20 protein-coding genes and 1 tRNA gene are annotated in these 25,548 nt (G+C 69.3%); 14 read left to right on the top strand and 7 right to left on the bottom strand.

Annotation, left to right across the window (positions count from 1 at the left end; all coding sequences use genetic code 11):
• Window positions 1–4: 4 nt before the first annotated feature.
• Window positions 5–757, bottom strand: a complete 753-nt coding sequence (locus NS3_RS15380) for a DUF6319 family protein (protein ID WP_067860148.1) — start codon at window positions 755–757, stop codon at window positions 5–7.
• Window positions 758–926: 169 nt separating this feature from the next.
• Here NS3_RS15380 and NS3_RS15375 point away from each other — a divergent pair, with 169 nt between their 5' ends.
• The 4 genes from NS3_RS15375 (at window position 927) to NS3_RS15360 (ending at window position 6,681) form a co-directional block, all read left to right on the top strand.
• The gene (locus tag NS3_RS15375) at window positions 927–1,967 is read left to right on the top strand and encodes an NAD(P)-dependent alcohol dehydrogenase (RefSeq protein ID WP_067860146.1); all 1,041 of its coding nucleotides are present in this window, start codon (window positions 927–929) and stop codon (window positions 1,965–1,967) included.
• A 105-nt stretch (window positions 1,968–2,072) separates the two neighbouring features.
• Entirely contained in the window at window positions 2,073–3,803 is a 1,731-nt protein-coding gene (gene casG / locus NS3_RS15370; RefSeq protein WP_067860356.1) for a steroid-24-oyl-CoA synthetase, read from the top strand.
• Window positions 3,804–3,816: 13 nt separating this feature from the next.
• Entirely contained in the window at window positions 3,817–5,553 is a 1,737-nt protein-coding gene (locus tag NS3_RS15365; RefSeq protein WP_067860144.1) for an N-acyl-D-amino-acid deacylase family protein, read from the top strand.
• Window positions 5,554–5,637: 84 nt separating this feature from the next.
• Window positions 5,638–6,681 carry a DoxX family protein gene (locus NS3_RS15360; RefSeq protein ID WP_067860142.1) on the top strand — a complete coding sequence of 348 codons (1,044 nt, stop codon included), beginning with the start codon at window positions 5,638–5,640 and terminating at the stop codon, window positions 6,679–6,681.
• Window positions 6,682–6,717: 36 nt separating this feature from the next.
• Here the strand turns inward: NS3_RS15360 and NS3_RS15355 are convergent, their stop codons facing one another.
• On the bottom strand, window positions 6,718–7,314 hold the full coding sequence (locus tag NS3_RS15355; RefSeq protein ID WP_218018245.1) for a helix-turn-helix domain-containing protein: 597 nt from the start codon (window positions 7,312–7,314) through the stop codon (window positions 6,718–6,720).
• Window positions 7,315–7,389: 75 nt separating this feature from the next.
• Here NS3_RS15355 and NS3_RS15350 point away from each other — a divergent pair, with 75 nt between their 5' ends.
• A complete protein-coding gene (locus NS3_RS15350; protein WP_067860354.1) occupies window positions 7,390–8,382 on the top strand; it encodes an NAD(P)/FAD-dependent oxidoreductase in 993 nt (330 codons plus the stop codon).
• A gap of 202 nt (window positions 8,383–8,584) precedes the next feature.
• Here the strand turns inward: NS3_RS15350 and NS3_RS15345 are convergent, their stop codons facing one another.
• Complete coding sequence (locus NS3_RS15345) at window positions 8,585–9,400, bottom strand: ACT domain-containing protein (protein WP_067860138.1); 816 nt, start codon at window positions 9,398–9,400, stop codon at window positions 8,585–8,587.
• A 294-nt stretch (window positions 9,401–9,694) separates the two neighbouring features.
• Between NS3_RS15345 and NS3_RS15340 the strand changes: the two genes are divergently transcribed.
• From NS3_RS15340 to NS3_RS15325, 4 genes are all read left to right on the top strand, one after another.
• The gene (locus NS3_RS15340; protein ID WP_067860136.1) at window positions 9,695–11,017 is read left to right on the top strand and encodes a cytochrome P450 family protein; all 1,323 of its coding nucleotides are present in this window, start codon (window positions 9,695–9,697) and stop codon (window positions 11,015–11,017) included.
• A 184-nt stretch (window positions 11,018–11,201) separates the two neighbouring features.
• The gene (locus NS3_RS15335; RefSeq protein WP_067860352.1) at window positions 11,202–12,482 is read left to right on the top strand and encodes a cytochrome P450 family protein; all 1,281 of its coding nucleotides are present in this window, start codon (window positions 11,202–11,204) and stop codon (window positions 12,480–12,482) included.
• Window positions 12,475–13,716 carry a cytochrome P450 family protein gene (locus NS3_RS15330; RefSeq protein ID WP_067860134.1) on the top strand — a complete coding sequence of 414 codons (1,242 nt, stop codon included), beginning with the start codon at window positions 12,475–12,477 and terminating at the stop codon, window positions 13,714–13,716. Before NS3_RS15335 ends, NS3_RS15330 begins: the two co-directional genes overlap by 8 nt.
• A gap of 125 nt (window positions 13,717–13,841) precedes the next feature.
• Window positions 13,842–14,648: a nuclear transport factor 2 family protein gene (locus tag NS3_RS15325; RefSeq protein ID WP_067860132.1), complete on the top strand. Its 807-nt coding sequence runs from the start codon at window positions 13,842–13,844 to the stop codon at window positions 14,646–14,648.
• Between the two features lie 102 nt (window positions 14,649–14,750).
• Here the strand turns inward: NS3_RS15325 and NS3_RS15320 are convergent.
• A tRNA-Met gene (locus tag NS3_RS15320) sits at window positions 14,751–14,824 on the bottom strand.
• Window positions 14,825–15,336: 512 nt separating this feature from the next.
• On the opposite strand from NS3_RS15320, the gene NS3_RS15315 reads away from it, so the two are divergent.
• The gene (locus NS3_RS15315; RefSeq protein ID WP_067860130.1) at window positions 15,337–15,885 is read left to right on the top strand and encodes a transglycosylase family protein; all 549 of its coding nucleotides are present in this window, start codon (window positions 15,337–15,339) and stop codon (window positions 15,883–15,885) included.
• 91 nt (window positions 15,886–15,976) lie between these two features.
• On the opposite strand, the gene NS3_RS15310 is transcribed toward NS3_RS15315, so the two are convergent.
• Window positions 15,977–18,964, bottom strand: a complete 2,988-nt coding sequence (locus NS3_RS15310) for a UPF0182 family protein (RefSeq protein WP_067860350.1) — start codon at window positions 18,962–18,964, stop codon at window positions 15,977–15,979.
• Between the two features lie 210 nt (window positions 18,965–19,174).
• On the opposite strand from NS3_RS15310, the gene NS3_RS15305 reads away from it, so the two are divergent.
• Window positions 19,175–19,759 carry a PPA1309 family protein gene (locus NS3_RS15305; protein WP_067860128.1) on the top strand — a complete coding sequence of 195 codons (585 nt, stop codon included), beginning with the start codon at window positions 19,175–19,177 and terminating at the stop codon, window positions 19,757–19,759.
• A 19-nt stretch (window positions 19,760–19,778) separates the two neighbouring features.
• Here NS3_RS15305 and NS3_RS15300 read toward each other — a convergent pair whose 3' ends face one another.
• Window positions 19,779–20,804 carry a YlbL family protein gene (locus tag NS3_RS15300; protein WP_067860126.1) on the bottom strand — a complete coding sequence of 342 codons (1,026 nt, stop codon included), beginning with the start codon at window positions 20,802–20,804 and terminating at the stop codon, window positions 19,779–19,781.
• Between the two features lie 107 nt (window positions 20,805–20,911).
• Here NS3_RS15300 and NS3_RS15295 point away from each other — a divergent pair, with 107 nt between their 5' ends.
• The 3 genes from NS3_RS15295 to NS3_RS15285 all read left to right on the top strand — a co-directional run bounded on the left by NS3_RS15295 (window position 20,912) and on the right by NS3_RS15285 (window position 25,030).
• Window positions 20,912–22,348 carry a zinc-dependent metalloprotease gene (locus NS3_RS15295; RefSeq protein ID WP_067860124.1) on the top strand — a complete coding sequence of 479 codons (1,437 nt, stop codon included), beginning with the start codon at window positions 20,912–20,914 and terminating at the stop codon, window positions 22,346–22,348.
• 239 nt (window positions 22,349–22,587) lie between these two features.
• Window positions 22,588–23,457, top strand: coding sequence for a hypothetical protein (locus NS3_RS15290; protein ID WP_067860122.1), 870 nt, complete (start codon window positions 22,588–22,590; stop codon window positions 23,455–23,457).
• Between the two features lie 229 nt (window positions 23,458–23,686).
• Entirely contained in the window at window positions 23,687–25,030 is a 1,344-nt protein-coding gene (locus NS3_RS15285) for an ABC1 kinase family protein (RefSeq protein ID WP_067860120.1), read from the top strand.
• A 159-nt stretch (window positions 25,031–25,189) separates the two neighbouring features.
• Here the strand turns inward: NS3_RS15285 and NS3_RS15280 are convergent, their stop codons facing one another.
• Entirely contained in the window at window positions 25,190–25,474 is a 285-nt protein-coding gene (locus NS3_RS15280; protein ID WP_174550478.1) for a WhiB family transcriptional regulator, read from the bottom strand.
• Window positions 25,475–25,548: the final 74 nt, after the last annotated feature.

Below are 25,548 nucleotides of genomic sequence, written 5' to 3'. Positions count from 1 at the left end.
GGGATCAGGAGTCGAGGTCCTCGAGCGCGCGCTTGGCGGCTTCCAGCTCGGCCTGGAGCTGGGCGACCTTCGCCAGCTGCGCTTCCCTGGCGGCGTCGAGCACGCCGGCGACGACCTCGGCGACCTCCGGGTGCAGCAGCTTGGCGGCCTGGGCGACGGCGGCGCTGCTCACCGGCAGACCTCGCACCGAGCGCTTCTTGCCGGTGACGACCTCCACGGTCCATTCGCCGTCGGCGGTGCCCGCCAGGGTTACCGACACCTCCGGCGTCTTCACCTTGCGCGCGGGGGCCTTCGCGGCTTTGGCGGGTGCGGGCCTGCTCGACCCGGCCGGGTCCGGCGCGGGCGCAGCGGTTTTCGCGGGCTGGGGCTTCGCGGCGTCCTGGGCGGGACGCGTCGCGCTCTCCTTGGCCACGGGTGCGCTCGTCGGGCTCGGCGACTGGGTCACAGGGGTTTCCTTTCTCGGAGCGGGCTCGGCCCGCCCGGGGGCAGCGGCCGCCTTCTCGCGAGGCGGCTTGGTCACGGTCACTTCGACCGGGGAGAACGACAGCACGTCCCTGGAACCGGTAGGGCGCACCTGCAGGAAGTCGCCCTCGGCCGGATCACCGAGTGCCACAACCTTTCCCGACCGTCCCTCGGGTACGCCGACGGCGGCGGCGGTGAACCACACCATCGGTGGGCGGCCCGCCGCGATCTCCGCGGCGATGTGCTCTATCTCGCTGTCCGACAACGGTGTGGGCTTGTTTCGCGGTGAGGGCATGGGGACTCCGGACGATCATGGGACGGCTGCGTGCCCCAGATGATGCCGCACGGCACCGACAGCACGTACAGGCGGCGGGTGCGAGCGCCTCTTCCGGTCCCTGGCGCCACCCCGGCGAACACTGTTAACTTATTGCCCACGTCACAATCGGACGAGGACGATCATATTGATGCACGCACTTCAGGTGACCGGACCGGGCACCCTCGAGCTCCGCACGGTGCCGGTACCCGACATCGGCCCCGCGGAGGTGCTGTTGCGCGTGGGCGCGGCGGGCATCTGTCACTCCGATCTGCGCATCGTCGCGCTGACCGAGCCGCGGTGCGCCGAGCCGTTCACCCTCGGCCACGAGATCTCGGGCACCGTCGAGGCGGTCGGCGCCGAAGTCGCGACACCGGCGGTCGGCGCCCGCGGTGTGGTGTACCCGTGCTGGTCGTGCGGGGTGTGCCGGGAGTGCCTGCGCGGCAACGAGAACGTCTGTCTCGCGGCGGGTCGCGCCGCGATCCCGCCGTGCCCCGGACTGGACCGGGACGGCGGGATGGCGGAGTACGTGCGTATCCCGGCTCGCGCCTTCGTGTCGATCGGCGACCTCGATTTCCTGCAGGCCGCGCCGCTGGCCGATGCCGCGCTGACCAGCTATCACGCCGTCGCCGGAGCCAGGGAGCAGTTGCTGCCCGGGGCGACGGCCGTGGTGATCGGCGTCGGCGGTCTCGGGCACATGGCGGTGCAGATCCTTGCCGCCACCACGGCGGCGCGCGTCGTCGCGGTGGATCTCAGCGAGGACAAACTGGCCCTGGCGACGGCCAACGGCGCGGACGAGGGGCTGGTGATCGATGACGACACCGCCGCCAGGATCCTCGATCGCACCGGCGGACGCGGCGCGGAGGCGGTGTTCGATTTCGTCGGCGTCGACCAGACGGCCAGGCTGGCGGTGGAATCGGTGGCGCCCAACGGTGCGTACCGGATGATCGGACTCGGTGGCGGAGCCCCGGAGATCACCTCGGGGCCCGCGGGCAAGGCGGGCTGGCCGTGGGGCGCGTCGGTGCGCAAATCCTACGGCGGCACCCGCTCGGACCTGGTCGAATCCATCGCCTTGGCACAGTCGGGCAAATTGCGCGTGGAGGTCGAACCTTACGAGCTCACCGACGGCCGCGAAGCCCTGGACCGGCTCGAGCACGGCCTGGTACGCGGGCGGGCGGTGTTGGTGCCGTGACCACCATCGGAAGACGGAGCGAGCGCGAAGGGTGGCGCAATGCCGAACCCCACTGACCCGAACCCCGAACGCACGTCGCCGCACTCCCGCGCGGCCGATCCCGTGGTGACGGCATCCGCCGACCGGCAGGCGATGCGTGCCGCATCGGTGGCCCGGTTGACCAGCCGGGGAGAGCCGTTCGAGATCGCGACCGAGGAGGTCCTCGGCGTGCCGCTGCGGGTATTCCGGCACCGGCACCGCTCGCTCCGCGCGGTTCTCACCGAGTCGGCGAGGCTGGGTGAGCGCGACTATCTGGTGGACGGCGAGCGGCGTATCTCCTATGCCGGCCATCTCGCCGACGTCGCGGCGCTGGCTGTCGCGCTGCGGGACCGCTACGGCGTCGGCAAGGGCGACCGGGTCGCGATCCTGGCCGCCAACTGCCCCGAATGGGTCGAGGTGTTCTGGGCCTGCCAGTGCCTCGGCGCCGTCGCCGTCGGCTACAACGCCTGGTGGACGCCCAGGGAGATCGCCTTCGCCCTCGGCCACACCCGCCCCGCCCTGCTGGTCGCCGACGCGAAACGCGCCGAGCGTCTCGCCGAGATCGACCACGACGTACCGGTCCTGCGCGTCGAGCACGACGTGCCCGCGCTGTCGGCTGCCTTCGCCGGGGCCGGGCTTCCGGAAACCTCTGTGGCCGAGGATGATCCGGCCGTCATCCTCTACACCAGCGGCACCAGCGGCCGCCCGAAGGGCGCCACCCACTCACACCGCAATCTGATCGCGGTCATCGACCATCATCGGTTCAACGACGCGCTGGCGGCCGCGTTCGCCGGTCGCGTGCACGACGGCACACCCGCGGGCAGGCGTTTCCTGCTCACCTCCCCGCTGTTCCACATCGCCAGCCTGCACAACCTGGTGCTGCCCCGGCTGGCGACCGGCGACACCGCCGTCCTCTATCGCGGCGCGTTCGACGGCGAGCGAGTGGCAGACTTGATCGAACGCGAGCGCATCACCAACTGGGGCGCCATGCCGACGATGGTGCACCGGCTGCTCGCCGCGGAGGTCGAGCGCCACGATCTGTCCTCGCTGGCCTCGCTGTCGTTGAACTCCGCCCCCTCCCCTGCCGCCCTGCACCAGCAGTTGCGCGAACGGATCCCGGTCGCGCGCACGGCGCTGTCGACCAGCTACGGCATGACCGAATGCGCGACCGCGGCCACCCTCGCCACCCCGGCCGAGCTGGCCGAGTTCCCCGACACCGTCGGCAGGCCGATCATCGGGGTGGAACTCGACATCCGCGACGAGGCGGGCGAGCCCGCGGGCGAGGGCGTCGAGGGCGAGGTCTGGGTGCGCAGTCCCTACGTCATGCTCGGCTACTGGGAGGATCCGGCCGCCACCGCCACCGCGATCACCGCCGATCGGTGGCTGCGCACCGGTGACCTCGGTATCGTCGAGCACGGCATGCTCCGTTTGTCCGGCAGGCGCTCGGACCTGATCCTGCGCGGCGGGGAGAACGTCTACCCCACCGAGGTGGAGCACTGCCTCGACGAGCATCCCTCGGTCGCGGAGTGCGCGGTGCTCGGCCTGCCCGACGACGATCTCGGTCAGCAGGTCGCCGCGGTCGTCGTGGTGCGTCACGACATCGAGGCCGAGGGCACAACGGGCGAGTGCGCAACGGGCGAGTGCGAAACGGGCGAGGGCACAACGGTCGAAGCCGAAGAGCTGCGCGCGTTCGCCGCCGAGCGGCTGGCCTACTACAAGGTGCCCGCCCGGTGGCGGATCACCACCGTCCCGCTGCCGCGCAACGCGACCGGCAAGGTCGTGCGCGCGGGCCTGACCGACATATTCACCGCCCCCTGAGGATCGGATCACCATGTACGACACCATCATCGAGAACGCCCGCTGGTTCGACGGCACCGGTGCGCCCTCGGCGATCCGCCACCTCGGGCTGCGCGACGGCCGGGTCGCCGCGGTCTCGGCCGCGCCGCTGGACAAAACCGGCTGCCCGCGCATCATCGACGGCACCGGCAAATGGGTCCTGCCCGGCATGCTCGACATCCACACGCACTACGACGTCGAGATTCTCGGCTCGCCCGCACTGACCGAATCGCTGCGGCACGGGATCACGACCGTGTTGATCGGATCCTGTTCGATCTCCACGGTGCACGTGGGCGCCGAGACCGCGGGCGATCTGTTCGGCCGGGTGGAGGCGATTCCGCGCGGCAACGTCATCGACACGATCGACAGATTCAAGTCCTGGACCAGCGCGACCGAGTACGCCGAAGCGCTCGGGCAACTACCGCTCGGCCCGAACGTGGCGGCGTTCATCGGGCACTCCGACATGCGCGCGGCCGCGATGGGCCTGGACCGCGCCACTCGCTCGGACGTGCGCCCCAACGCCGCCGAACTGGACACCATGGCGCGCTGGCTCGAGGAAGCGCTCGACGCGGGCTTCGTCGGCATGTCCTCGCAGCAGTTGCGCTTCGACAAGCTCGACGGCGAGTTCTGCCGCTCGCGCACCCTGCCGTCGACGTTCGCGCCCGCCGGGGAGAAGCGCAAGCTGAACTCGATCCTGCGCAAGCGCGGCCGGGTCCTGCAAGGCGGACCGGACGCCTCGCGGCCGCACACCATCGGCGTGATGGCGGCGAGCAGCCTGGGACTGTGGCGCAGATCGTTGAAGGTCAGCCTGCTCTCGGCCGCCGATCTCAAGGCACTGCCGGTGATCCGGATCTTCGCGGTGATGTCGAAGGTGCTCAACGGACTCGGCGCGAACTTCCGCTGGCAACATCTGCCGGTGCCGTTCGAGGTCTACGCCGACGGCATCGACCTGGTCATCTTCGAGGAGTTCGGTTCCGGCGCGGCCGCCATGCACCTGTCCAACCAGGTCGAGCAGCGCCGCGAGATGCTCGCCGACCCGCAGTACCGGCGGCGCTTCCGCAAGGACTACGACAAGAAGTTCGGCCCCCGAGTCTGGCACCGCGACTTCTTCGACGCCGAGATCGTCGCCTGCCCCGATCCGGCGGTGGTCGGCAAGTCCTTCGGTCAGGTCGGTCTCGATCGCGGCGGGCTGCACCCGGTGGACGCCTTCCTCGACCTCGTCGTCGAGCACGGCGAGAAGCTGCGCTGGCGCACCACCATCTCCGGGCACCGGCCCGAGATGCTCGATCGTCTCGCCGCCGACCCCGGTGTGCAGATGGGCTTCTCCGACGCGGGCGCGCACCTGCGCAATATGGCCTTCTACAACTTCGGGCTGCGGTTCCTGCGGCGGATGCACGATGCCGAGCAGGCGGGCCGCCCGGTGCTGTCGATGGAGCGCGCCGTGCATCGGCTGACCGGCGAACTCGCCGAGTGGTACGGCATCGAGGCGGGCCGGCTGCGCGAAGGCGACCGCGCCGATCTGGTGCTGCTCGATCCGGCCCACCTCGATGCCGAGCTGGACGCCTACGCCGAGGCCCCGGTCGCGCAGTACGGCGGCCTCGAACGCATGGTCAACCGCAACGACGCCGCGGTCGAGGCCGTGTTCGTCGGCGGTGAGTACGTCTTCGGCAACGGCGTCGCGGCCGAGACGCTGGGTGTCCGGCGCACCGGACGGTTCCTGCGCGCGCAATGAGCCCCCGGCGACCTCGGTGTGTTTGACAGGGCCGGACCAGGGAACCCGCCCCGGGATAAACCACCGAGGAAGGGGTGACGTTCCATGTTGCTGCGCCGACTTGCCCGACCGCTGCTGGCGACCGCTTTCGTCTACGACGGGGTCGATACGCTGATGAATCCCGAGCCGCGCGCGAAAGCCGCGGCCGCGCTTCCCGAGAGCGTGGCGAGCAGGCTGCCCGCCGACCCGGATACCGTCATCAAGGTCAACGCCGTGGCGCAGGTCTCCGGCGGTGTGCTGCTGGCGCTCAACAAGGCACCGCGACTGGCCTCGATCGTGCTGGCCGCTTCCGTGCTGCCTTCGACGGTCACCCAGCAGAACTTCTGGGCCGAGCCGGATCCGGACAAGAAGCTCGCCAAACGCAACGCGTTCCTCAAGGACGTGAGCCTGCTCGGGGGCCTGCTCATCGCCGGCGCCGACACCGAGGGCAAGCCTTCCCTCGGCTGGCGCGGCAGGCGGGCCGCCCGCAGCGCCGCCGCCACCGTCTCCGCCGCCCTGCCCTTCGGGGCGAGCGCGAGCGAGGGTACCGGTGAGGCGCTGCAGCATTACGCCCATGACGCCGCCGAGCGGGCGAAGGGGTTCGGCACAGTGGCCGCGACCAAGGGCTCCGAGCTCGCCGGGACCGTCCAGACGCACGGCCCGGAGTGGGCCGCGGCGGCCAGGGAACGCGGCGCGGCGCTGGTCGGCGCGGCGAAGGAACGCGCGGTCCCGTTGGCCGAGACCGCCAAGGAACGCACCGCACCACTGGCGCTCACCGCCAAGGAACGCACCGCACCGCTGGCGCTCACCGCCAGGGAGCGCGGGGCCGAACTCGCCGAGGTCGCCAAGGAACGCGGTGCCGAACTCGCCGACGTCGCCAGGCACCGCGGCGCCGAACTCGCCGACGTCGCGAAACACCGCGGGGCCGAACTCGCCGACGTCGCGAAACACCGCGGCGCCGAACTCGCCGACGTCGCCAAGCACCGCAGCGCCGAACTCGCCGACGTGGCCAAGGAACGCGGTGCCGTACTCGGCGATCGGACCAAACACCGTGGCGCGAAACTCGGTGGCCGCACCAAGCGGCGGGGCAGCCTGTTCGGGCGTGGCTGAAAGCGGAACTCCGCCCCTCGAGGGCGCGGTCGGGGGCTAATCCGAGGCGGCAGGGCGAGCGCGCAGATGCGCGCGCTCGCCCTGTTTGCCGAACAAACTGAGAAATTCCACCGGGTGCTCGTCGGCGGCGCCGAACCAGTGCGGCACCCTGGTGTCGAACTCGGCGGCTTCGCCGGGGTCGAGAACCAGATCGTGCTCGCCGAGGACCATCCGCAGCCGCCCGTTGAGCACGTAGAGCCATTCGTAGCCCTCATGGGTCTTCGGCTCCGGCACGCGCCTGTCGCTGCCCGCGGGGATGATCAGCTTGTAGGCCTGGATGCCGCCGGCCCGCCTGGTCAGCGGCAGCATCGTCATCCCGAAGCGGGTGACCGGACGCAGGTGGATGCGCGGGTCGCCGGTGGGTGGTGCGCCGACCAGTTCGTCCAGGGTCACGCCGTGGGCCCTGGCGAGCGGGAGCAGCAGTTCCAGGGTGGGCCTGCGGGTGCCCGATTCCAGTCGCGACAGGGTGCTCACCGAGATCCCGGTGGCCGCCGACAGGTCGTTCAACGTGGTCTCGCGTTGCTTGCGCAGGGCACGTAGCCGCGGCCCCACCGCATCCAACGCGTGATCCAAATCCTCATCCACGGCATCCAGTTTGCCACATCAGCAAATTGAATTGCCGATTCGGTTCTCGATCCGGCACAGTCGACCACCGAGGAGGTGGTCGAGATGACCGAAAGTGGACGAGGACCGTCGCAGCAGGAGACGGCCGAATACGACGTGGTGGTGATCGGCGGGGCGGCCGCGGGACTGGGTGGCGCGCTGACCCTCGCGCGTGCCCGCCGATCGGTGCTGGTGCTGGACGCGGGCGCGCCGCGCAACCGGTTCGCCGACGGCGTGCACGCCCTGTTGGGGCTCGATGGGATCGCGCCCGCCGAACTGTTCGAGCGGGGGCGCGCGGATGTGCTGCGCTACGGCGGGCACATCGAGACCGGCGAGGTGGTGCGCGCCCGCCGGACCGAGGCGGGCTTCGAAGTGACCACGGCCGAGGGGCGGACTGCGCGCGCCCGCCGCCTGCTCGTGACGACCGGATTGGTCGACGAGTTGCCCGACATCCCGGGCGTGCGGGAGCGGTGGGGCCGCGATGTCGTGCACTGCCCGTACTGCCACGGCTGGGAGGTACGCGACCAACCCATCGGCGTGCTCGCGACCGGCGCGAACGCGATCCATCAGGCGCAACTGTTCCGCCAGTGGAGCGACGACATCGTGTTGTTCACCCACACCACCGAGCCCCCGGCCGGCGACAAGGCCGAAGAACTGGCTGCTCGCGGCGTTCGCCTCGTGCCGGGTGAGATCGCCGGGATCGTGGTGGAAGACGACCGGATCACCGGGGTGCGCCTGACCAGCGGCGAGGTCGTCGCCAGGACGACCGTCGTGGTCGCGCCCCGCATGATCGCCCGGGCAGGATTCCTGGCCGACCTCGGCCTGTACCCGGTCGAGCATCCCTCGGGCGCGGGAACCCACATCCCCGCCGACCCGGTGAGCGGCGCGACCGAGGTCGACGGCGTGTGGGTCGCGGGCAACATCACCGATCCCGCCGCGCAGGTGGGCCCGTCGGCGGCGGCGGGCGCGAACGCGGCGGCACGGATCAACGCCGATCTGGTCGCCGAGGACACCGCGGCGGCAGTCGCGGCGGCGCGGCGAGTCCGGCAGCCCGTCTGACCGTACCGATCCCGGTCGACGGCGGCGCCGAATGCCGGGTGGACACTCGCCCTGAACCCAGCCACGGCGGGGCGGGGGTCCGATTGGGGTGCGACGGCACCGCCGGAGCGAGGTTCCGCTCATGACCTCGCCCGGCGGTGCTCCGACCGGCCTACGGTATCCGGTGGCGCGGTTCTCGCGGGCTGTCGAGGATCGCGGACTCTCAGATCCGGCGGACCGAGGTCGCGAGATCGCACAACCGATGCGCGCGTGCCGCTTCGGCGGGCGTGAACGGCTCGTCGGCCCGGACGAACCGCAGCACCGAATCGCCTTGCGCCAGTTCCAGAGTCGTTTCCGGCAGGCCGGGCGCTCCGGGGTCCGCGCCGGGGGCGAGGTAGCGCGCGCCGAGCAACTCGGCCACCGCCAGCGGCAGTTCGGCGGGATCGGCGGCGACCCGCGCGGCGATCCCGAGCGCCTTGGTCTGCCCGTCGATCAGCGTCAGCGCCGAGGCCCGCCACACTCCCACCGCGCGCCCGCCCGCCTGGGTCAGCAGTGCTTCCAACGCGGGCCTGCCGAGTTCCTCCGGCGCCGACACCACGAGTTCGTCGAGCACATCGAATTCGAGCCGATGCACATGCACCGCCAGGATGTTGACTCGCCGGTGCGCCAGCTGGGCGGTCAACGCCTCCAACTGCCCCGGCCGATCCGCCAGGCGCACCCGGATCCGCCACAGCGCGGGCGCGGCATCGGCCGCCTCCCGAAACCGCAGTTCGCTCTTGTGCAGCCACCGGCCGAGCAACCGCATCGCGGAGGGCTCGACCACCCAGATCACCAGGATGGTGGTGGTGATCGTCAGCAGCAACACGGTCACCAGATACGGCGGATGCCACCGGATCACCGCCGCGTGCAGCAGTAGTTCCACCGGGAACACCGCGGCGAGTTTGGCGAGCGCCAGCCGGGTGCGCGGCGGGTGCGGCAACCGCCCGCACACATCGCAGGCGATCGAATGAAGTCGCAGTCGTGCTGAAGTCGGCCTCATGGGGCGAGACTCGCGACCGGTCGTTTCCTCGGCCGTACTCTCCGGTAACAACGCGATGAAGGACTCCGCACCATGCCCTGAACTGCGCGTTCGTATTCGTGAGTGGCGACACACCTCATGAGTCACAGTCCGCTGCAACACAACTGCGGCCGGGTAGACGAAATCGTGATAAAGGCGTGCGCCGATTCGAGGAGAACAAACCGCTTGCGCTGTTACGGTTGCCCCGCCGATCACGGCTCGGGCGCATTCGCGAAAGCAATGCGCGGCGCATCCCGATTCACCGTTCTTGGAGACATGTTCTTGACCGACCCATCGCCGCTATCCCCGGCAGAGACATCCGCGCAGGCAGCGGGCTGTCCCGTGCACCACGGTTCCCCGTTCGACACCGACGGGCCACGCACCCCGCTGTACACAGCGGAATTCGCCGCCGACCCACACCACTTCTATCGCGAAATGCGTCGCAGGCACGGCGCTCTCGCCCCGGTCGATATCGCGCCCGGGGTACCGGCCACGCTGGTGGTGGATTACGAGACCGCGGTGCGCGTTCTCAACGATCCCGACCATTTCCCGGCCGATCCCCGAATCTGGGAGCGCGGCATCCCGGAGGACTGCCCGGTCCGGCCGATGATGGCCTACCTGCCGAATGCCTTGCGCAGCAGCGGCGTGGCGCATCAGCGCTACCGGGAGGCCTACGTCGCCGCCCTCGAGGGGATCGACCTGCATACGCTGCACGCCACCGTCGAACACGTCGCGGTGCCCCTGATCAACGAGTTCTGCACCACCGGATCGGCCGATCTGGTCATGCAGTACGCCTTCCCGCTCGCTTTCGAAGCGCTCAATCAACTCCTCGGCTGCCCGACCGAACTCGGCAGGCGCCTGCCCGCGGGCATGGCGGCGCTGTTCGACACGGTGAACGCGGCCTGGGGCATGCAGACCCTCACCGAGGGCCTGCTGGAGTTGGTGCACCTGCGCCGCGCCGAACCCGGCGACGACCTCACCACCCGGCTGATCCAGCACCCGGCGAAACTCACCGACGAGGAACTGGTCGCGCAGATCATGGTCCTCTACGGCGCGGGCATCGAACCGATGCAGAACCTGATCACCAACACCCTGCTGCTCATGCTCACCGACGAACGCTTCGGCGGCAACATGCTCGGCGGCGCACTGTCGACCCGAGACGCTCTCGACGAAGTCCTCTTCGACGACCCGCCCCTCTCGAACTTCTGCACCAGCTACCCCCGCCAAGCCGTCCTGCTCGACGGCGCCTGGCTGCCCGCCCACCAACCGGTACTCATCAGTCTCTCCGCGGCCAACACCGACCCGGCCATCCGCGGCGGCGATCGCACCGGCAACCGCTCACACCTCGCCTGGGGCGCGGGTCCACATGCCTGCCCGGCCCGCTCGGTCGCCTACCTGCTGTGCCAGGACGCCATCGACCAACTGCTCGACGCTCTGCCCGAACTGCGCCTCGCCCGGCCGGCCGGAGAGTTGACCTGGCGCCCCGGTCCTTTCCATCGCGCCTTGGCCGCGCTGCCGGTCCAGTTCCCGCCGACTCCACGGCTACCCGGTGGCCACCACGGCGGGTCGGCGCATCCGCTTCGCGCGGACGCGGGTTGATGCCGCGCGAATGTTTCACCGATCAAGCGTTTCTCGCATGACTGCTACCGTGGGACTTCGCCGATTTCCAGGACGACCCCGCACGAGACCGATCCGCGGGTGACGCTCCTGGGCGGCAACGAGTATTGCCGCAAACCGAGCAGTTTGTTCCACCATGGGAGAAGTATTCTTGACCAACCCATCGATGTTCACCCCAGTCGCCGCGTCCTCGCAGCCCACGGGCTGCCCCGTGCAGCACGGTTCCCCGATCGACACCGACGGGCCCCGAGTACCGCTGCACACCCCTGATTTCGCCGCCGACCCGCATCGCTACTACCGCGAAATGCGGGAGCAGTACGGCTCTCTGGCCCCGATCGAGATCTCTCCCGGCATCCCGGCCACTCTCGTGGTCGGCTACGAGACCGCGGTGCGCGTCCTCAACGACCCCGAGCACTTCCCCGCCGACCCGCGAGTCTGGCAGCAGGGCATCCCCGAGGACAGCCCCATCCGGCCGATGATGGAGTGGTATCCGAACGCGTTGCGGAACTCCGGTTCCGCGCACCTGCGCTACCGGCACGCCTACACCGCGGCGATCGACGGAATCGACCTGCACTCGCTGCACAGCACCATCGAGCGGATCGCGATCCCGCTGATCAACGAGTTCTGCACCGTCGGGTCAGCGGATCTCGTGACGCAGTACGCCTTCCCTCTCGTCTTCGAGGTGCTCAACCGGATGGTCGGGTGCTCGGCCGAACTGGGCACCCGGGTCGCCACCGGCATGGCCGCGTTGTTCGACACGGTGAACGCGGCGTGGGGCATGCAAACCCTCAGCGAGGCGCTGATGGAGCTGATCCACATGCGCCGCGCCGAACCCGGCGACGACGTCACCTCCCGATTGGCCCATCACCCGGCCGAGCTCACCGACGAGGAGATGCTCGCGAACCTGATCAGTTTCTACGGGGCCGCCATCGAGCCGCAGCAGAACCTGATCACCAACACCCTGCTGCTCATGCTCACCGACGAACGCTTCGGCGGCAACATGCTCGGCGGCGCACTGTCCACCCGAGACGCACTCGACGAAGTCCTCTTCAACGACCCGCCGATCTCGAACTTCTGCACCAGCTACCCCCGCCAGCCGGTCCTGCTCGACGACGCCTGGCTGCCCGCCAACCAGCCGGTGCTCATCGGCCTGACCGCGGCCAACACCGATCCCGCCATTCGCGGCGGCAATCGCACGGGCAATCGCTCGCATCTGGCGTGGGGCGCGGGACCGCACGCCTGCCCGGCCCGCTCGGTCGCCTATCTGGTGTGCCAGGACGCCATCGATCAGTTGCTCGACGCGATTCCCGAGCTGCGCCTTGCCGTTCCCGCGAGCGAATTGACCTGGCGGCCCGGTCCTTTCCATCGCGCGATGTCCGCTCTTCCGGTTGAATTTCCTTCGTCACCCAGATTGCTTTTGAACGAAGGAGCTTCTCCCCGTGGCTGATACGACAGTCGAGCCGATCCCGCTGGATCTCACCGGCTCCGATATCCAGGGTGAATCCGCGCGTATCCGGGCCCGCGGTCCCGTCGCACTGGTCGCCCTGCCCGGCGGGGTGCCCGCCTGGTCGGCGACCGATGCCACCGTGCTCGAGAGCCTGCTCGCCGATCCGCGCGTGTCCAAGGACCCGCGGCAGCACTGGACCGCCTTCATCGACGGCGAGATCACCCAGGACTGGCCGATGTTCTCGTGGGTGGCGGTGGACAACATGTTCACCGCCTACGGCGCCGACCATCGCAGGCTGCGCAATCTCGTCGCGCCCGCGTTCACCCACCGGCGCACCACCGCGCTGCGCCCGCGCATCGAGGCGCTCACCGCCGGACTGCTCGACGCGCTCGAGGCGACCCCGGCCGGGGCCGTCGCCGACCTGCGGGAGAGTTACGCCTACCCGGTGCCCATCCAGGTCATCACCGAATTGCTCGGCGTCCCCGAGCATCTCGGTCCCGGCCTACGCAAATGCGTCGATACTTATTTCGACACCTCGACCGGCCCCGAAGCAGCCATGGCCAACTACGTCGAGATGTACGGCCTGGTCACCGAACTCGTCACCTACCGCACCGAGAATCCGGGCGACGACATCACCAGCGTGCTGATCACCACCCGCGACGAGGAGGGTTCCCAGCTCACGCAGAAGGAACTCGTCGACACCCTGATGCTGACGATCAATGCCGGTCACGAGACCACCGTGAACCTGCTCGATCAGGCGATCGTCGCGCTGCTCACCCATCCCGAGCAGCTCGCCGACGCGGTCGAAGGCCGGGTGAGCTGGGCGGAGGTGATCGAGGAGACGCTGCGCTACGAGGCTCCGGTCGCCCATCTGCCGCTGCGCTTCGCGGTGGAGGACATCCAGGTAGGTGATGTGACCATCGGCAAGGGCGAGGCGATCCTGGCGTCCTACGCCGGTGCGGGCCGCGACCCGAAGGTGCACGGCGAGACCGCCGACGAGTTCGATGTGCATCGGGAGAAGAAGGATCACGTCTCCTTCGGCCACGGCGCCCACCACTGCATCGGTGCGCCGCTGGCCCGGCTGGAGGCGTCGATCGCGCTGCCCGCGCTCTTCGCGCGGTTCCCGAAGCTGGCGTTCGCCCAGGACCCGGCCACGCTGAAGCCGATCGGCAGCTTCGTCTCCAACGGTCACCAGACCCTGCCGGTCCACCTGCACGGCGCGCCGCAGAGCTGACCGACACCCGCGAGGCGGCGGTGCTCAGGAGTCCTTCCCGCCACCGCCGCCGAACGGAAAATTAGAACCCGTTCTACGATGAGAGCACCCGGGACCGGCCCGGATCGCGATCACGGAGGACCGCCATGCCGCTGGAGCCGACCGCCGCCGACCTGCTGGCGGCCGCGCAGGCCTCCCCGCGCGCCGTCGCCGCCCACGACAAGGCCGCGTGGGTGGGCCTGTTCGCCCCGGACGCCGCCGTCAACGACCCGGTCGGCTCCGCCCCGCACCTCGGCCCGGCCGCCATCGGCCGCTTCTACGACACCTTCATCGCCCCGAACACCATCGCCTTCCACGTCGACCGCGACCTGATCGCCGGCCGCACCGTGGTCCGCGACCTGTCCATCGAGACGACCATGTCCACCGGCGCCACCGTCCTGGTCCCGATGCACCTGCGCTACGACCTCACCGCCACCGACGACGGCCTGCGGATCGCCCGACTGGCCGCCCACTGGGAACTGGCCCCCATGGTGCTGTGCCTGCTGCGCACCGGACTGCCCGGCCTCGGCGCTGTCGCCGTCCTCGGCCCGCGCCTGGTCCGCAATCAGGGCCTGGGCGGCGCACTCGGCATGACCAAGGCCCTCACCGGCGTCGGCCGCGCGGGCAAGTCCGTCGTCAGCCGCCTGTTCGCGGCCGCCGCCGACACCGACCTCGCCGGAGTCCGCGAACTGCTCAGCGATCGCGCCGAGGTCGAACTGCCCGCGGGCCACCGTGTCTCGGTCGAGGAATTCACCAATCGCGCCCGCAACATTCGCTGGGACAAAATGCTCGCGGCCGGGCGCTGGGTGACCGTCTCGATAGAGATCGGCTCCGCCCGCGGCGTCGCCATGGCCGAATTCGCCTCCGGCTCACCGCGCATCACCCGCCTCGAGATCTTCCTCGACCAACCCTGAGCGCCTCTCCTCGCACGCCAGGCGGCCGACAGCCTCGCCGAGCGATCGGGCGCAGAAAAAGACTCAGGTCGGAGAGTCTGAACTCTCCGACCTGAGTCGTTGTAGCGGGGACAGGATTTGAACCTGCGACCTCTGGGTTATGAGCCCAGCGAGCTACCGAGCTGCTCCACCCCGCGTCGGTAAATGCAACATTACACACAGCTGTCCACGGAAGGCAAATCGCTCCCCCGGGCGGGCATCCACGCAGGTCATGACGACACCGCCGAGGCATGCCCACGCGTCGACAGAACACCCCACACTGCCACAGATAGTGAAAATTTCGCATTTCACGCAGCTGCTCCAGCCTCGCACTTCACAAACGTGATCGGCGCCACTATTTCGAAGTGATCTCACACACATAACGTTTGGGTAACTCATGCGACATGCTCTCCGATTTACACCACATAGCCAGGAAAAACGGCAGTATTCGACCTGTTTGTTTCACGAATAACCCTGCGTTATCAAGACGTGATCCTCCGAGATTGATTCGTTACCGTCGCAGTGCGGCCCGGATCAACCGAGACGGGCCAGCCTCGGATCGTCGAACACCGGCAACCCTGCCCCACGACCCGAGGAACCCCGAACCTCCCGGGGGCAGGGACTCGGTGGCGACATGCCGGGCCGGCGGGCGCGGGGAGGGAAACTCACCATGACAAAGAACCGGAAGATCAGCACTCGCGCTCTCGGCTTCGTCGCCGCAACCGGCGCCTTTGCCGCCATCCCGTTCGGACTGTCCACCGCTTCCGCCTCCGCCGCGTCGCACAACTGGGACGGCGTCGCGCAGTGCGAGAGCGGCGGCAACTGGGGAATCAACACCGGTAACGGCTACTACGGTGGCCTGCAGTTCTCGCACAGCACCTGGGTCGCCAACGGCGGCACCGGCTACGCCCACAATGCCAGCAAGCAGGAGCAGATCCGGGTCGCCGAGAACGTCCTGAACACCCAAGGCGTGGGCGCCTGGCCGGTGTGTGGTCAGTACCTGACCAGCGCGCCGGAGCCCGCACCCGCGCCCGCACCGGCACCGGAGATCGCGCCGCTGCCCGACACCTTGCCCGCCGTCCCGGATCAGAGCCGTGCGGTCTTCGAGCAGGTCGAGCGAGCGGCGGGCGAGTTCGCCGCGCAGTACGGCGTGGAGGGCCAGTACCGTCAGTTGCTCGAGCAGCACGGCGGTCTGATCGCCGGCGCGCTGGGTCGCTGACACCTGTAGTCCTACGAACTCACCCGTCACACAACAGCAAGCGGCGCCGTCGTCAACGAAGACGACGGCGCCGCTTGTTGTCTCTGCCGCTTTACCGGCCGGCGTCCTGGTAGGCCTGCACCGCCGCCTCGAGTTCCTCCAGCGCCTTGCCGAAGTCCTCGAAGTTGCCGCTGCGCATGGCATTGCGGACGGCTTCGATCTTGCGATCGAGCTCGGCGGCCGCCGCCTCCTTACCCGTCGAACCGGTGGGCGGCGGGGTCGTCTGCGGCTGCGGCTCGCCACCGTCGGCAGGTGGCGCGACCTCGACCACCGGCGGCGCGGTGCCCGGACGCGGCCTGGTCGCCGGATCACCGCCCGGCGGGGTCGCGAGTGCGCCCGCACCGGGGATCACCTGATTCAGCGCCTCCGCCAGGGTCGAGGCATAGCCGACCTTGACGCTGCCCGCCTGGTCGCGGTAACTCACCAGCACGCGCAGCAACTGCGGGAAGGTAGCCGTGTTCGGGCCGGTGTTGCGCTCGTTGTAGAACGGCTCCACATAGAGGATGCCGCCGTCGGCGATCGGCAAGGTCAGCAGATTGCCGTATCTGATCTTGTTCGAGTTCGACAGCAGGGTCTTCTCCTGGGAGACCTGTGGCGCTGTCGTCATGGTGTTCTGTGTCTGCTGCGGACCCTGGGTCTGGGTGTCGGTCGGCAATCGCAGGATGGTGAACTTGCCGTAGTTCTCGGGATCGGAGCGCACCGAGATGTAGGCCGACAAGAACTGCCGGTTGTAGCCGACCATCGCGCTGGTCAGGTTGAAGACCGGCTCGTTGGTCTCCTTGTCGCCGAGCAGCACGTAGTACGGCGGCTGGTTGAAGCTGCCGCCCTCGATCGTGGGATCGGCGGGCACCGACCAGAACGCGTTGTTGGTGAAGAACTCACGCGGGTTGTCCACGTGGTACTTCGTCAGCATCTCGCGCTGGACCTTGAACAGATCCTCCGGGTAGCGGAAGTGCGCCCGCAGTTCCTCGCTGATCGCGCTCTCCGGCTGCACCGCGTCCGGGAACACCCCGCGCCATGCCTTCAGCACCGGGTCGCTGGAGTCGACCTCGTAGAGGGTCACGGTGCCGTCGTAGGCGTCGACGGTCGCCTTGACCGAGTTGCGGATGTAGCTGACTTCCTTGCGGGGCAGCAGACGACCGGTCTTCTTGTCGATGCTGTCCTCGACCGCGCCGTCCAGCGAGGTCTTCTGCGCGTACGGGTAGTTGTCGAGGGTGGTGTAGGCGTCGACGATCCAGACGATGCGTCCGTCGACCACCGCGGGGTAGGCATTGCCGTCGGCGGTCAGCCACGGCGCGACCTTCTGCACGCGGTCGCGCGGGCTGCGGTTGTAGATGATCTTGGAGTCCTCGCCGATGGCCTCCGAGAACAGGATGTTGCGCTCGGCGTACTTGGCGGCGAAGGCCAGCCGGTTGAACCAGTTGCCGATCGGCACCCCGCCCGCGCCGGTGTAGGTGTACTGGGCGGTGTCGGAGTCGTACTCGCGGGGCGCCTGGCTCTCCGTCGCGCCGACGATGGCGTAGTCCGGGTCGGACTGCGAGATCAGCTCGCCGTAGTAGACGCGCGGCTGATCGACCCCGATGACCTGATTGTCCTTCGGGGTGAACAGGTCGCTCACCATGAAGATCGGGTAGCCGGAGTCCGACGAGCCGCCGGTGACGCCCGCGTCCTCGGACTGCGGCTTGTTGACGCGGTTCGCGGGCGCGGCGACGAAGCCGTTGCCGTGGGTGTAGACGGTGTGCTTGTTGATCCAGTCCGTCTGGTTGCCGGTCAGCGCCGCGGGCGAGAGTTCGCGAGCGGCGACGATGAAGTCCTGGATCTGGCCGTTGATCTCATAGCGGTCGATGTCGAGCGACTCGGGGAAGCCGTAGAAGTTCTTCAGCTGACGCAGCTGGGTGAATGTCGGGGAGAGGATGTTCGGATCGAGCAGGCGGGCGTTGCCGATGGTGGCGGCGTCGACCGGGACCTGCAGCGGGTTCTTGGCGCTTTCCCCCTTGTAGTCCTGATACTCGATCCGGTCGGAGGTGATGTCGAAAGCCTGCCTGGTCGCCGCGATATTGCGCTCGATGTACTCCGATTCCTTGTCGGCGGCGTTCGGACGCACCGAGAACTGCTCGATGACCAGCGGATACACCGCGCCGACCAGGATCGAGGACAGCACCAGCAGCGCCGCGGCCATCGCGGGCACCCGCAGATCGCGCAACACCACGCCGGCGAAGAAGGCCAGCGCGCAGATCACCGCGATCGCCAGCAGGATCAGCTTGGCGGGCAGCACGGCGTTGATATCGGTGAACGAACCGCCGTAGAAGGTCGGTTCCTTGCGCGAGCTCGACAGCAGGTCGTAGCGGTCGAACCAGTAGGCGATGGCCTTGAGCAGGACGAACACGCCGGCGATGACGGCCAGCTGGATGCGCGCGGGGCGGGTGAGCAGGCCCTCGCGGCCGGTCAGGCGCAAGCCGCCGAAGATGTAGTGGGTCACCAGGTTCGCGAAGAACGCGATCACCACGGCGACGAACATCCAGTTCAGCACCATCCGGAAGAACGGCAGGTCGAAGGCGTAGAAGCCGACGTCCAAGCCGAACTGCGGGTCCTTCTGCCCGAAGTCGCCCCCGTTGAGGAACAGCTGCGTGGTCACCCAATTGGACTGCGCGACCAGACCGGACAGCACACCGAGCAGTACCGGGATACCGATACCGAAGGTCTTGAGCCTGCCCGTCACAGTGGCGCGGTAGCGCGCGATCGGGTCGTTGGGACCGGCAGGCGGCAGGAACATCGGCCGGGTGCGGTAGGCCACCAGCAACGCCAGCCACAGCGTCACGCCGACGAACAGCCCGGTCGCGAAGAACAGCGCGATGCGGGTGAACAGCACCGTGACGAACACGTCACGGAAGCCGACCTCACCGAACCACAGCCAGTTCGTATAGGTGTCGGTCAGCCGTGGGCCGAACAGCAACAGCGCAGCCAGGACGACAGCCGCCACCAGCAGCACACGGCTGCGTCGCGTCAGCGAAGGTAAGCCGGTTTGGGGCCGCATGCCCACGATGCCACTCTCCAGGTGTCCGGCGGCTTCCCGCACCTGTCCGGGGCGGGACGCCGCAGTCCGACGTTGCGGTCCGGTCCGCATGGACCGTTCGCGCCCACTCTACGGAAACGGACATTACAGCGCCGGACGGGTCGTGACCGGCGACTCCGGCGAGCCTTTTGCACCGGGTCTGCCGCGCGCGCCGCAGCCGGGTGAAAAGATGGCCGGGTGACCGCAGATCTGCACGCCGAACTCGTCCTGTCCCGCGCCGTCCGAGAGGTGGCGGAGTTCGCCGACGGCGAGGGCTGGGGTAGACCGCCGCAGATGTTCGCGCTGGTGCCGACCGCCGACCTGGTCGCCGCCGAACCCGGCCTGCTCGACGAGATCGACCAGGGCAACGAACTCACCCCGATCGCGCAGGAGCCGCTGCCGGAGGACATCACCGGCGGATCGATCGCCCTCGACGAATTCCTGGCGACCACCACCTGGCCGCCCGCCGTGCGCGGCTGCGTGCTGGTGCAGGAGATCGTGGTGCTGCCGCCGGACGCCGAGAGCACCCTCGACGACGCGCTCGGCCCGCTGCTGGCCGATCACGAGGCCGCCGACGCCGCCGGTCGCGCCGCCGCGCTGGAGCATCCGGAGCGCCGCTCGGCCCGGCTGTTCGCCGCGGTGCTGCGTGAAGGCGTGTCGCTGTCGCTGCTGCAACTTCGCCCCGACGACGACGCCGACGACTTCGGCGATCTGGACCTGCGGACCTACCCGAATCTGGCGTCCAATGTCATCGAGGCGCTGCACCACACGCTGACCGACTGAACCCGGCCAGGGCCGGCGCTCAGCCGCAGCTGGGCGCTTCTTCGCCCGCGTTGATCGCCGACAACGACCGCACCGCGCCGTCGAGGGTCTCCACCTTCACCAGCCGCAGGCCGTCGGGAACCCGCTGCTGTGCCTCGGTGCAGTTGGCGGCGGGTACCAGGAAGGTCTCCGCGCCCGCCTCGCTGGCCGCGATCATCTTGTACTGGATGCCGCCGATCGGGCCGACCTTGCCGTCGGTCTCGATGGTGCCGGTTCCCGCGACGAAGTCGCCGCCGCCGAGTTCACCAGGGCTGAGCTTGTCGATCAGCGCGAGACTGAACATCAGGCCCGCCGACGGACCGCCGATGTCGGCCAGGTTGAAGCTCACTTCGATGGGCGGCCGCGCACCGGTGCCGATGGTGACGCCGAGCGCCGCCTTGGTCGCGTCTTCCGGATTGGTTCCGAGCACGAACTCCGAGGTGCGTTCGACGCCGTCGCGGCGGTAGACCACGGTCAGCGGGGTGCCGGGCGCGCGGGAGGTGGTCTCGCGCACCACGTCGCCGGGCGTGTTCGCCGGGACACCGCCCACGCTGACGATCTCGTCGCCGGGTTCGAGCACGCCTCGCGCGGGGCTGCTCTCGCCGATATCGCGCACCAGCACGGCGGTCGGCAGCTTCAGGTAGTTCATCGCCGCGACCTCCGCGGCGCTCTCGGAGTTGCGGAACTCCTGCTGGTTGGACTGATCGATCTCATCGCGCGGCACCCCGGGTGGATACACTTCGGCGCGCGGGACGAGGCCGTGCTTGCCACTGGCCCAGAACCCGAAGGCCTCGTAGAGATTCAGCCCGTCGCGAACCGAGACGGTGGTCATGTTCAGATGTCCGGTCGTCTCGTCGAGTTCGGCGCCTTCGACCTCGACCACCGGCACACCGTCGTACTCACCGAGGGTGTCGAAGGTGGGTCCGGGCCCGAGCGCGACGAACGGCACGGTGAAAACGGTGCCGAGGACGCCGAGCACCGAAACCGGTACGAGGGCGGCCAGCAGGGTCAGGATCCGACGATTCACCCCGCCCACCCTAAAGGTTTCGCTGTCCGCGTAATGGCGCGGCACGTGCACCTATACCGGCGGTGTCCCATGTCGTGGGACCTGGCCGTCCGCGTAACGTGGTGGGTATGAGTGACTCCCCGTTCGGATTCTCGAACCGCGACGATGACGACGACGCGCGCAGGCGTGGCGAGGAGCCCTTCGGTCCGGGTGCGAACAATCCGTTCGGATTCGGGGTCGGCGGACCGGGTGGCGCGGGCTTCGATCCCGCCCAGCTGGGCCAGATGCTCACCTCGCTCGGCCAGATGCTCAGCGGCATGGGCTCCCCCGGTGGCGGGCAGTCCGGCCCGGTGAACTACGACGTCGCCAAGCGCCTGGCCCGCCAACAGCTGGGCAAGGATGTGGGCCCGGTCTCCCAGGGCGCGGTCGAGGCCGTGGCCGACGCCGCGCACCTGGCCGAACTATGGCTCGACGGCGCCACCACCCTGCCCGCGGGTGCGACCCGGACAGTGGCCTGGACACCGGTCGACTGGATCGAGAAGACCCTGCCGACCTGGCAGCGACTGTGCGATCCCGTGGCACAGCAGGTCTCCGGCATGTGGACCTCGCAACTGCCGCCCGAGGCGCGCGAACTCGCCGGACCGATGGTCGGCATGCTCGGCCAGATGGGCGGCCTGGCGTTCGGCTCGCAGCTCGGTCAGGCGCTCGGCCAGCTCGGCAAGGAGGTACTGACCTCCACCGACATCGGCCTGCCGCTGGGTCCCGCGGGCACGGCCGCGCTGCTGCCCGCAGCGATCGCGGAGTTCAGCGCCGGACTCGAACAGCCCGAGAGCGAGATCCTGGTCTTCCTCGCCGCCCGCGAGGCCGCCCATCAGCGCCTGTTCGCGCACGTGCCGTGGCTGCGCCAGCAGGTGCTCGGCGCCGTCGAGGACTACGCCCGCGGTATCACCATGGACTTCTCGGCGCTCGAGGAGGCCGCGCAGAGCATCGACCCGATGTCGCTGACCGACCCGTCCAAACTCGAAGAACTGCTGTCGCAGGGCACATTCGAGCCGCAGACCACCCCGGAGCAGAAGGCCGCGCTGGAACGGCTGGAAACGCTGCTCGCGCTCATCGAGGGCTGGGTGCAGATCGTGGTCGGCGAGGCGGTCGGCGACCGGCTGCCCGGTGCGGGAGCGCTGGCCGAGACGCTGCGCCGCCGCCGTGCGACCGGCGGTCCCGCGGAACAGACCTTCGCCACCCTGGTCGGCCTGGAACTTCGTCCGCGCAAGCTGCGCGAAGCCGCCGAACTGTGGCGCAGGCTCACCGTCGACGCGGGCATGGAAAAGCGCGACGGTGTCTGGGCGCACCCCGACCTGCTGCCGGATTCCGACGACCTCGACTCCCCCGCCGGCTTCATCGATTCGGTGATCGGCGGCGGCGCGGCCGCTTTCGACGATCCGCTCGCCCAGCTGGCCGAGACCGAGGCGCGCGAGCGAGCCGAGCGGGAAGCCAAGGGAGACAACGGCAAGGGAGACGCCACCGGGGAGTCGGAGGGCCGCGACGAGGGCGCCGCCGGGTCCTGATCGCCCGAGCCGCCCCCGGCGGGCCGCATGGACGCGGAACACCCGGGGCGGCAACGCAGCAACCCAGCAACGCAGCAACGCAGCAACGCAGCAAGATCTATGCCGACGCGGATCGAGCGGACGCCACCCCAGGACACACACGAGTCCTGCCGAATTGTCCTGTGCACAACCCGAAAAGCTGTGGATAACCACGCTTTTCGCGTCACGGGCACCGGCTCGGCCCGCGCATACTGTCGGGCATGACGACTTCGACCGCACGCCCGCGCGGCCCGCTGCTCAATCCACGGGTGACAGTGCTGGTGCGCCCCTCCGGGGTGGTCCAGCTGGGCTGGGATCCCGAGCGCGCCATGCTGCTCGATCCGCCGGGCCTCGACACCGCCGCCGTCCTGGGTTTCCTGCGGCTGCTCGACGGCATGCACAGCCGCTCGCAGATCTGCGCCGAGGCCGGCGGTCACGGCTTGACCGCCGAACGGGCCGGCGACCTGCTCGACGAGATCGAGGCGGCCGGGCTGTTGCAGCCGCCGCGCGAACCCCGCTACGAGATCACCGCCGTCCGGGTGCACGGCCTCGGACCGCTCTCCGATGCGATCACCGCGGGTCTGCGCGGTCTCGGTGTCCGTCCGACCCGCTCGCGTTCCTACCGCCCGGACGCGCCCGAACATCGCGAGCGGGTCGATCTGGTGGTGCTCACCGACACCGTGGTCGTCGATCCACGCCTGGTTGCCGACCTGGTCGTCAACCGCATTCCCCATCTGCAGGTCCGGGTCCGCGACGGTAAGGGCGTGATCGGCCCCTTCGTGCTGCCCGGCGAGACGAGCTGCCTGCGCTGCGCCGATCTCATCAAGGCCGACTACGACGCCGACTGGCCCCACCTGGCCGCCCAACTGCTCGACCGCGTGGGCCACGCCTCCCCCGCCGCGATCGGCGCCACGGCCGCGCTGGCTCTCACCGAGCTCGAGGCGATCATGGAGTGTTCGTCCCATCGCTGCCCGGCGACCCTGAACACCACCCTCGAGTTGGACCTCGATTCGCACCAGCTGCAGCACCGCTACTGGGAACCCCACCCGCGCTGCGGCTGCCGCCGCATCAACGCCGCCTACGCGACCTGAACCACCCGTTCCGCGCGCACAGCACCCCGGCACCACCGCCGCTACGGCGATCCCCACGAGTTGCCGCCGGATTCACAACGGACATGTGATCGATGTCTCGGCCGACCACGCCACCGGGGCCGGACGGGCGGCGCCGGGTGGGCGAGGTGACCAACCGGACAGTTCATTCGACCGGGCAATAGTCCGATACTCGTGGCACGGTCACGGGTCCGTCGGCCATGATGGGGGTGTGTCAGACATCGTGCGCCGTGGCTCGTCCCGCAACGCCAAGTTAGCCAAGATTCCGCTCGGCATCGCCGGGCGTGCCGCCGTGGGATTCGGCAGGAAGCTGGCCGGTGGCGACAAGTCCGAGATCAACGCCCAGCTCAACCAGAAGGCCGCCGAACAGTTGTTCACGGTGCTGGGGGAGCTCAAGGGCGGCGCGATGAAGTTCGGGCAGGCGCTGAGCGTGCTCGAGGCGGCGGTGCCCGAGGAGTTCGGGGAGCACTACCGCGAGGCGCTCACGAAGTTGCAGGCCGCCGCGCCGCCGATGCCCGCGGCCACGGTGCACCGCGTGCTCGATCAGCAACTGGGCACCCAGTGGCGGCAGCGGTTCCAGTCCTTCGACGACACTCCGGCCGCCTCGGCGAGCATCGGTCAGGTGCACAAGGCGGTGTGGTCGGATGGTCGCACCGTCGCGGTCAAGGTGCAGTACCCCGGCGCGGACGAGGCGCTGCGGGCCGATTTGAAGACGCTGACGCGCATGTCGGGGCTGTTCGCCTCGGTGATCCCCGGCGCCGACGTCAAGCCGATGCTGGCCGAGATCACCGAACGCACCGAGGAAGAACTCGACTACCGCACCGAGGCCGCCAATCAGCGCGCCTTCGCCAAGGCCTACGAGGGCCATCCCGAGGTCGTGATCCCGAAGGTGGTGGCCAGCGCGCCGAAGGTGATCGTCAGCGAATGGCTCGACGGCACACCGGTTTCCGCGATCATCAAGGCGGGTGCGAACGATCCGGAAGGCACCAAGGCACTGCGCAATCGGGTGGCGCTGCTGATGGGCCGGTTCCACTTCTCCTCGCCGGAGGCCGTGGGCCTGCTGCACGCCGACCCGCATCCCGGCAATTTCATGATGCTTCCCGACGGCAAGCTGGCCGTCATCGACTTCGGCGCGTGCGCGCCGCTGCCCGGCGGGTTCCCCGAGGTGCTCGGGCGGATGCTGGCGCTGGCGGTCGACGAGCAGTACGACGAGCTGACCGAGCTGATGTACGAGAACGGGTGGGTGTTGCCGGGCCGCAAGGTCACCCATCAGGAGATCGCCGATTACCTGCGGCCGTTCTCCGACCCGATCCGCACCGATTCCTTCCACTTCACCCGCCGCTGGATGCAGCGGGTGGCGGGCAAGGCGACCGATCTATCCAGCGCGGAGATGAAGACCGCGCGGGCGCTGCAACTGCCCGCCCAGTACGTGATGATCTTCCGGGTGCTCGGCGGTTCGGTGGGCATTCTCGCCCAACTCGACGCCGAGGTGCCGTTCATGGGTTTGGCCTACTCCTGGCTGCCCGGGCTGCGGGAGAACCGCTCGGCCAGCTGATCGTGCCCGCACGCTGAGAAAGGCTGCGCGACAACGCAAACCGGCCGCCCATCCGAAACCTCGGATGGGCGGCTGGTCCGCTTTCGCGTAGCTGGACCCGGTCGGCCGGGGACGGGACCGGGCCGCAGTGCACGGAGGGAGGGCGCCCACGGGCCCGGCTCACGCCGGGACCGCCACCTTGCGCGGACGGCCGCGTGGACGCTTGCGCGCGATCACGACTCCCTGGTCGAAGATCTCACCGCCCCACACGCCCCACGGCTCACGCCGGTCGATGGCAGCGCTCAGGCAGCCCTTGCGGATCGGGCAGGCCGCGCACAGCGCCTTGGCCTGCTCCAACTGGACGGGGTTCTCGGCGAACCAGAGGTCGGGATCCTCGACCCGGCACGGCAGCACGGTCGCGACGTCGCGGGCGGGGACGAACCCCGTCTCGGTCCGGCATGTCACGTCAGCAGGGACGGAGGTCAGTCGCTCTGCGGTGAACACGTCGTTCTCCTTCAGCTTGTTTGCGGCAGTCGTAT

The organism is Nocardia shimofusensis NBRC 100134 (assembly GCF_001613125.1).
GTDB classification, from domain to species: Bacteria; Actinomycetota; Actinomycetes; order Mycobacteriales; family Mycobacteriaceae; genus Nocardia; species Nocardia shimofusensis.
This window is presented reverse-complemented; position numbering and strand designations above follow the sequence as displayed.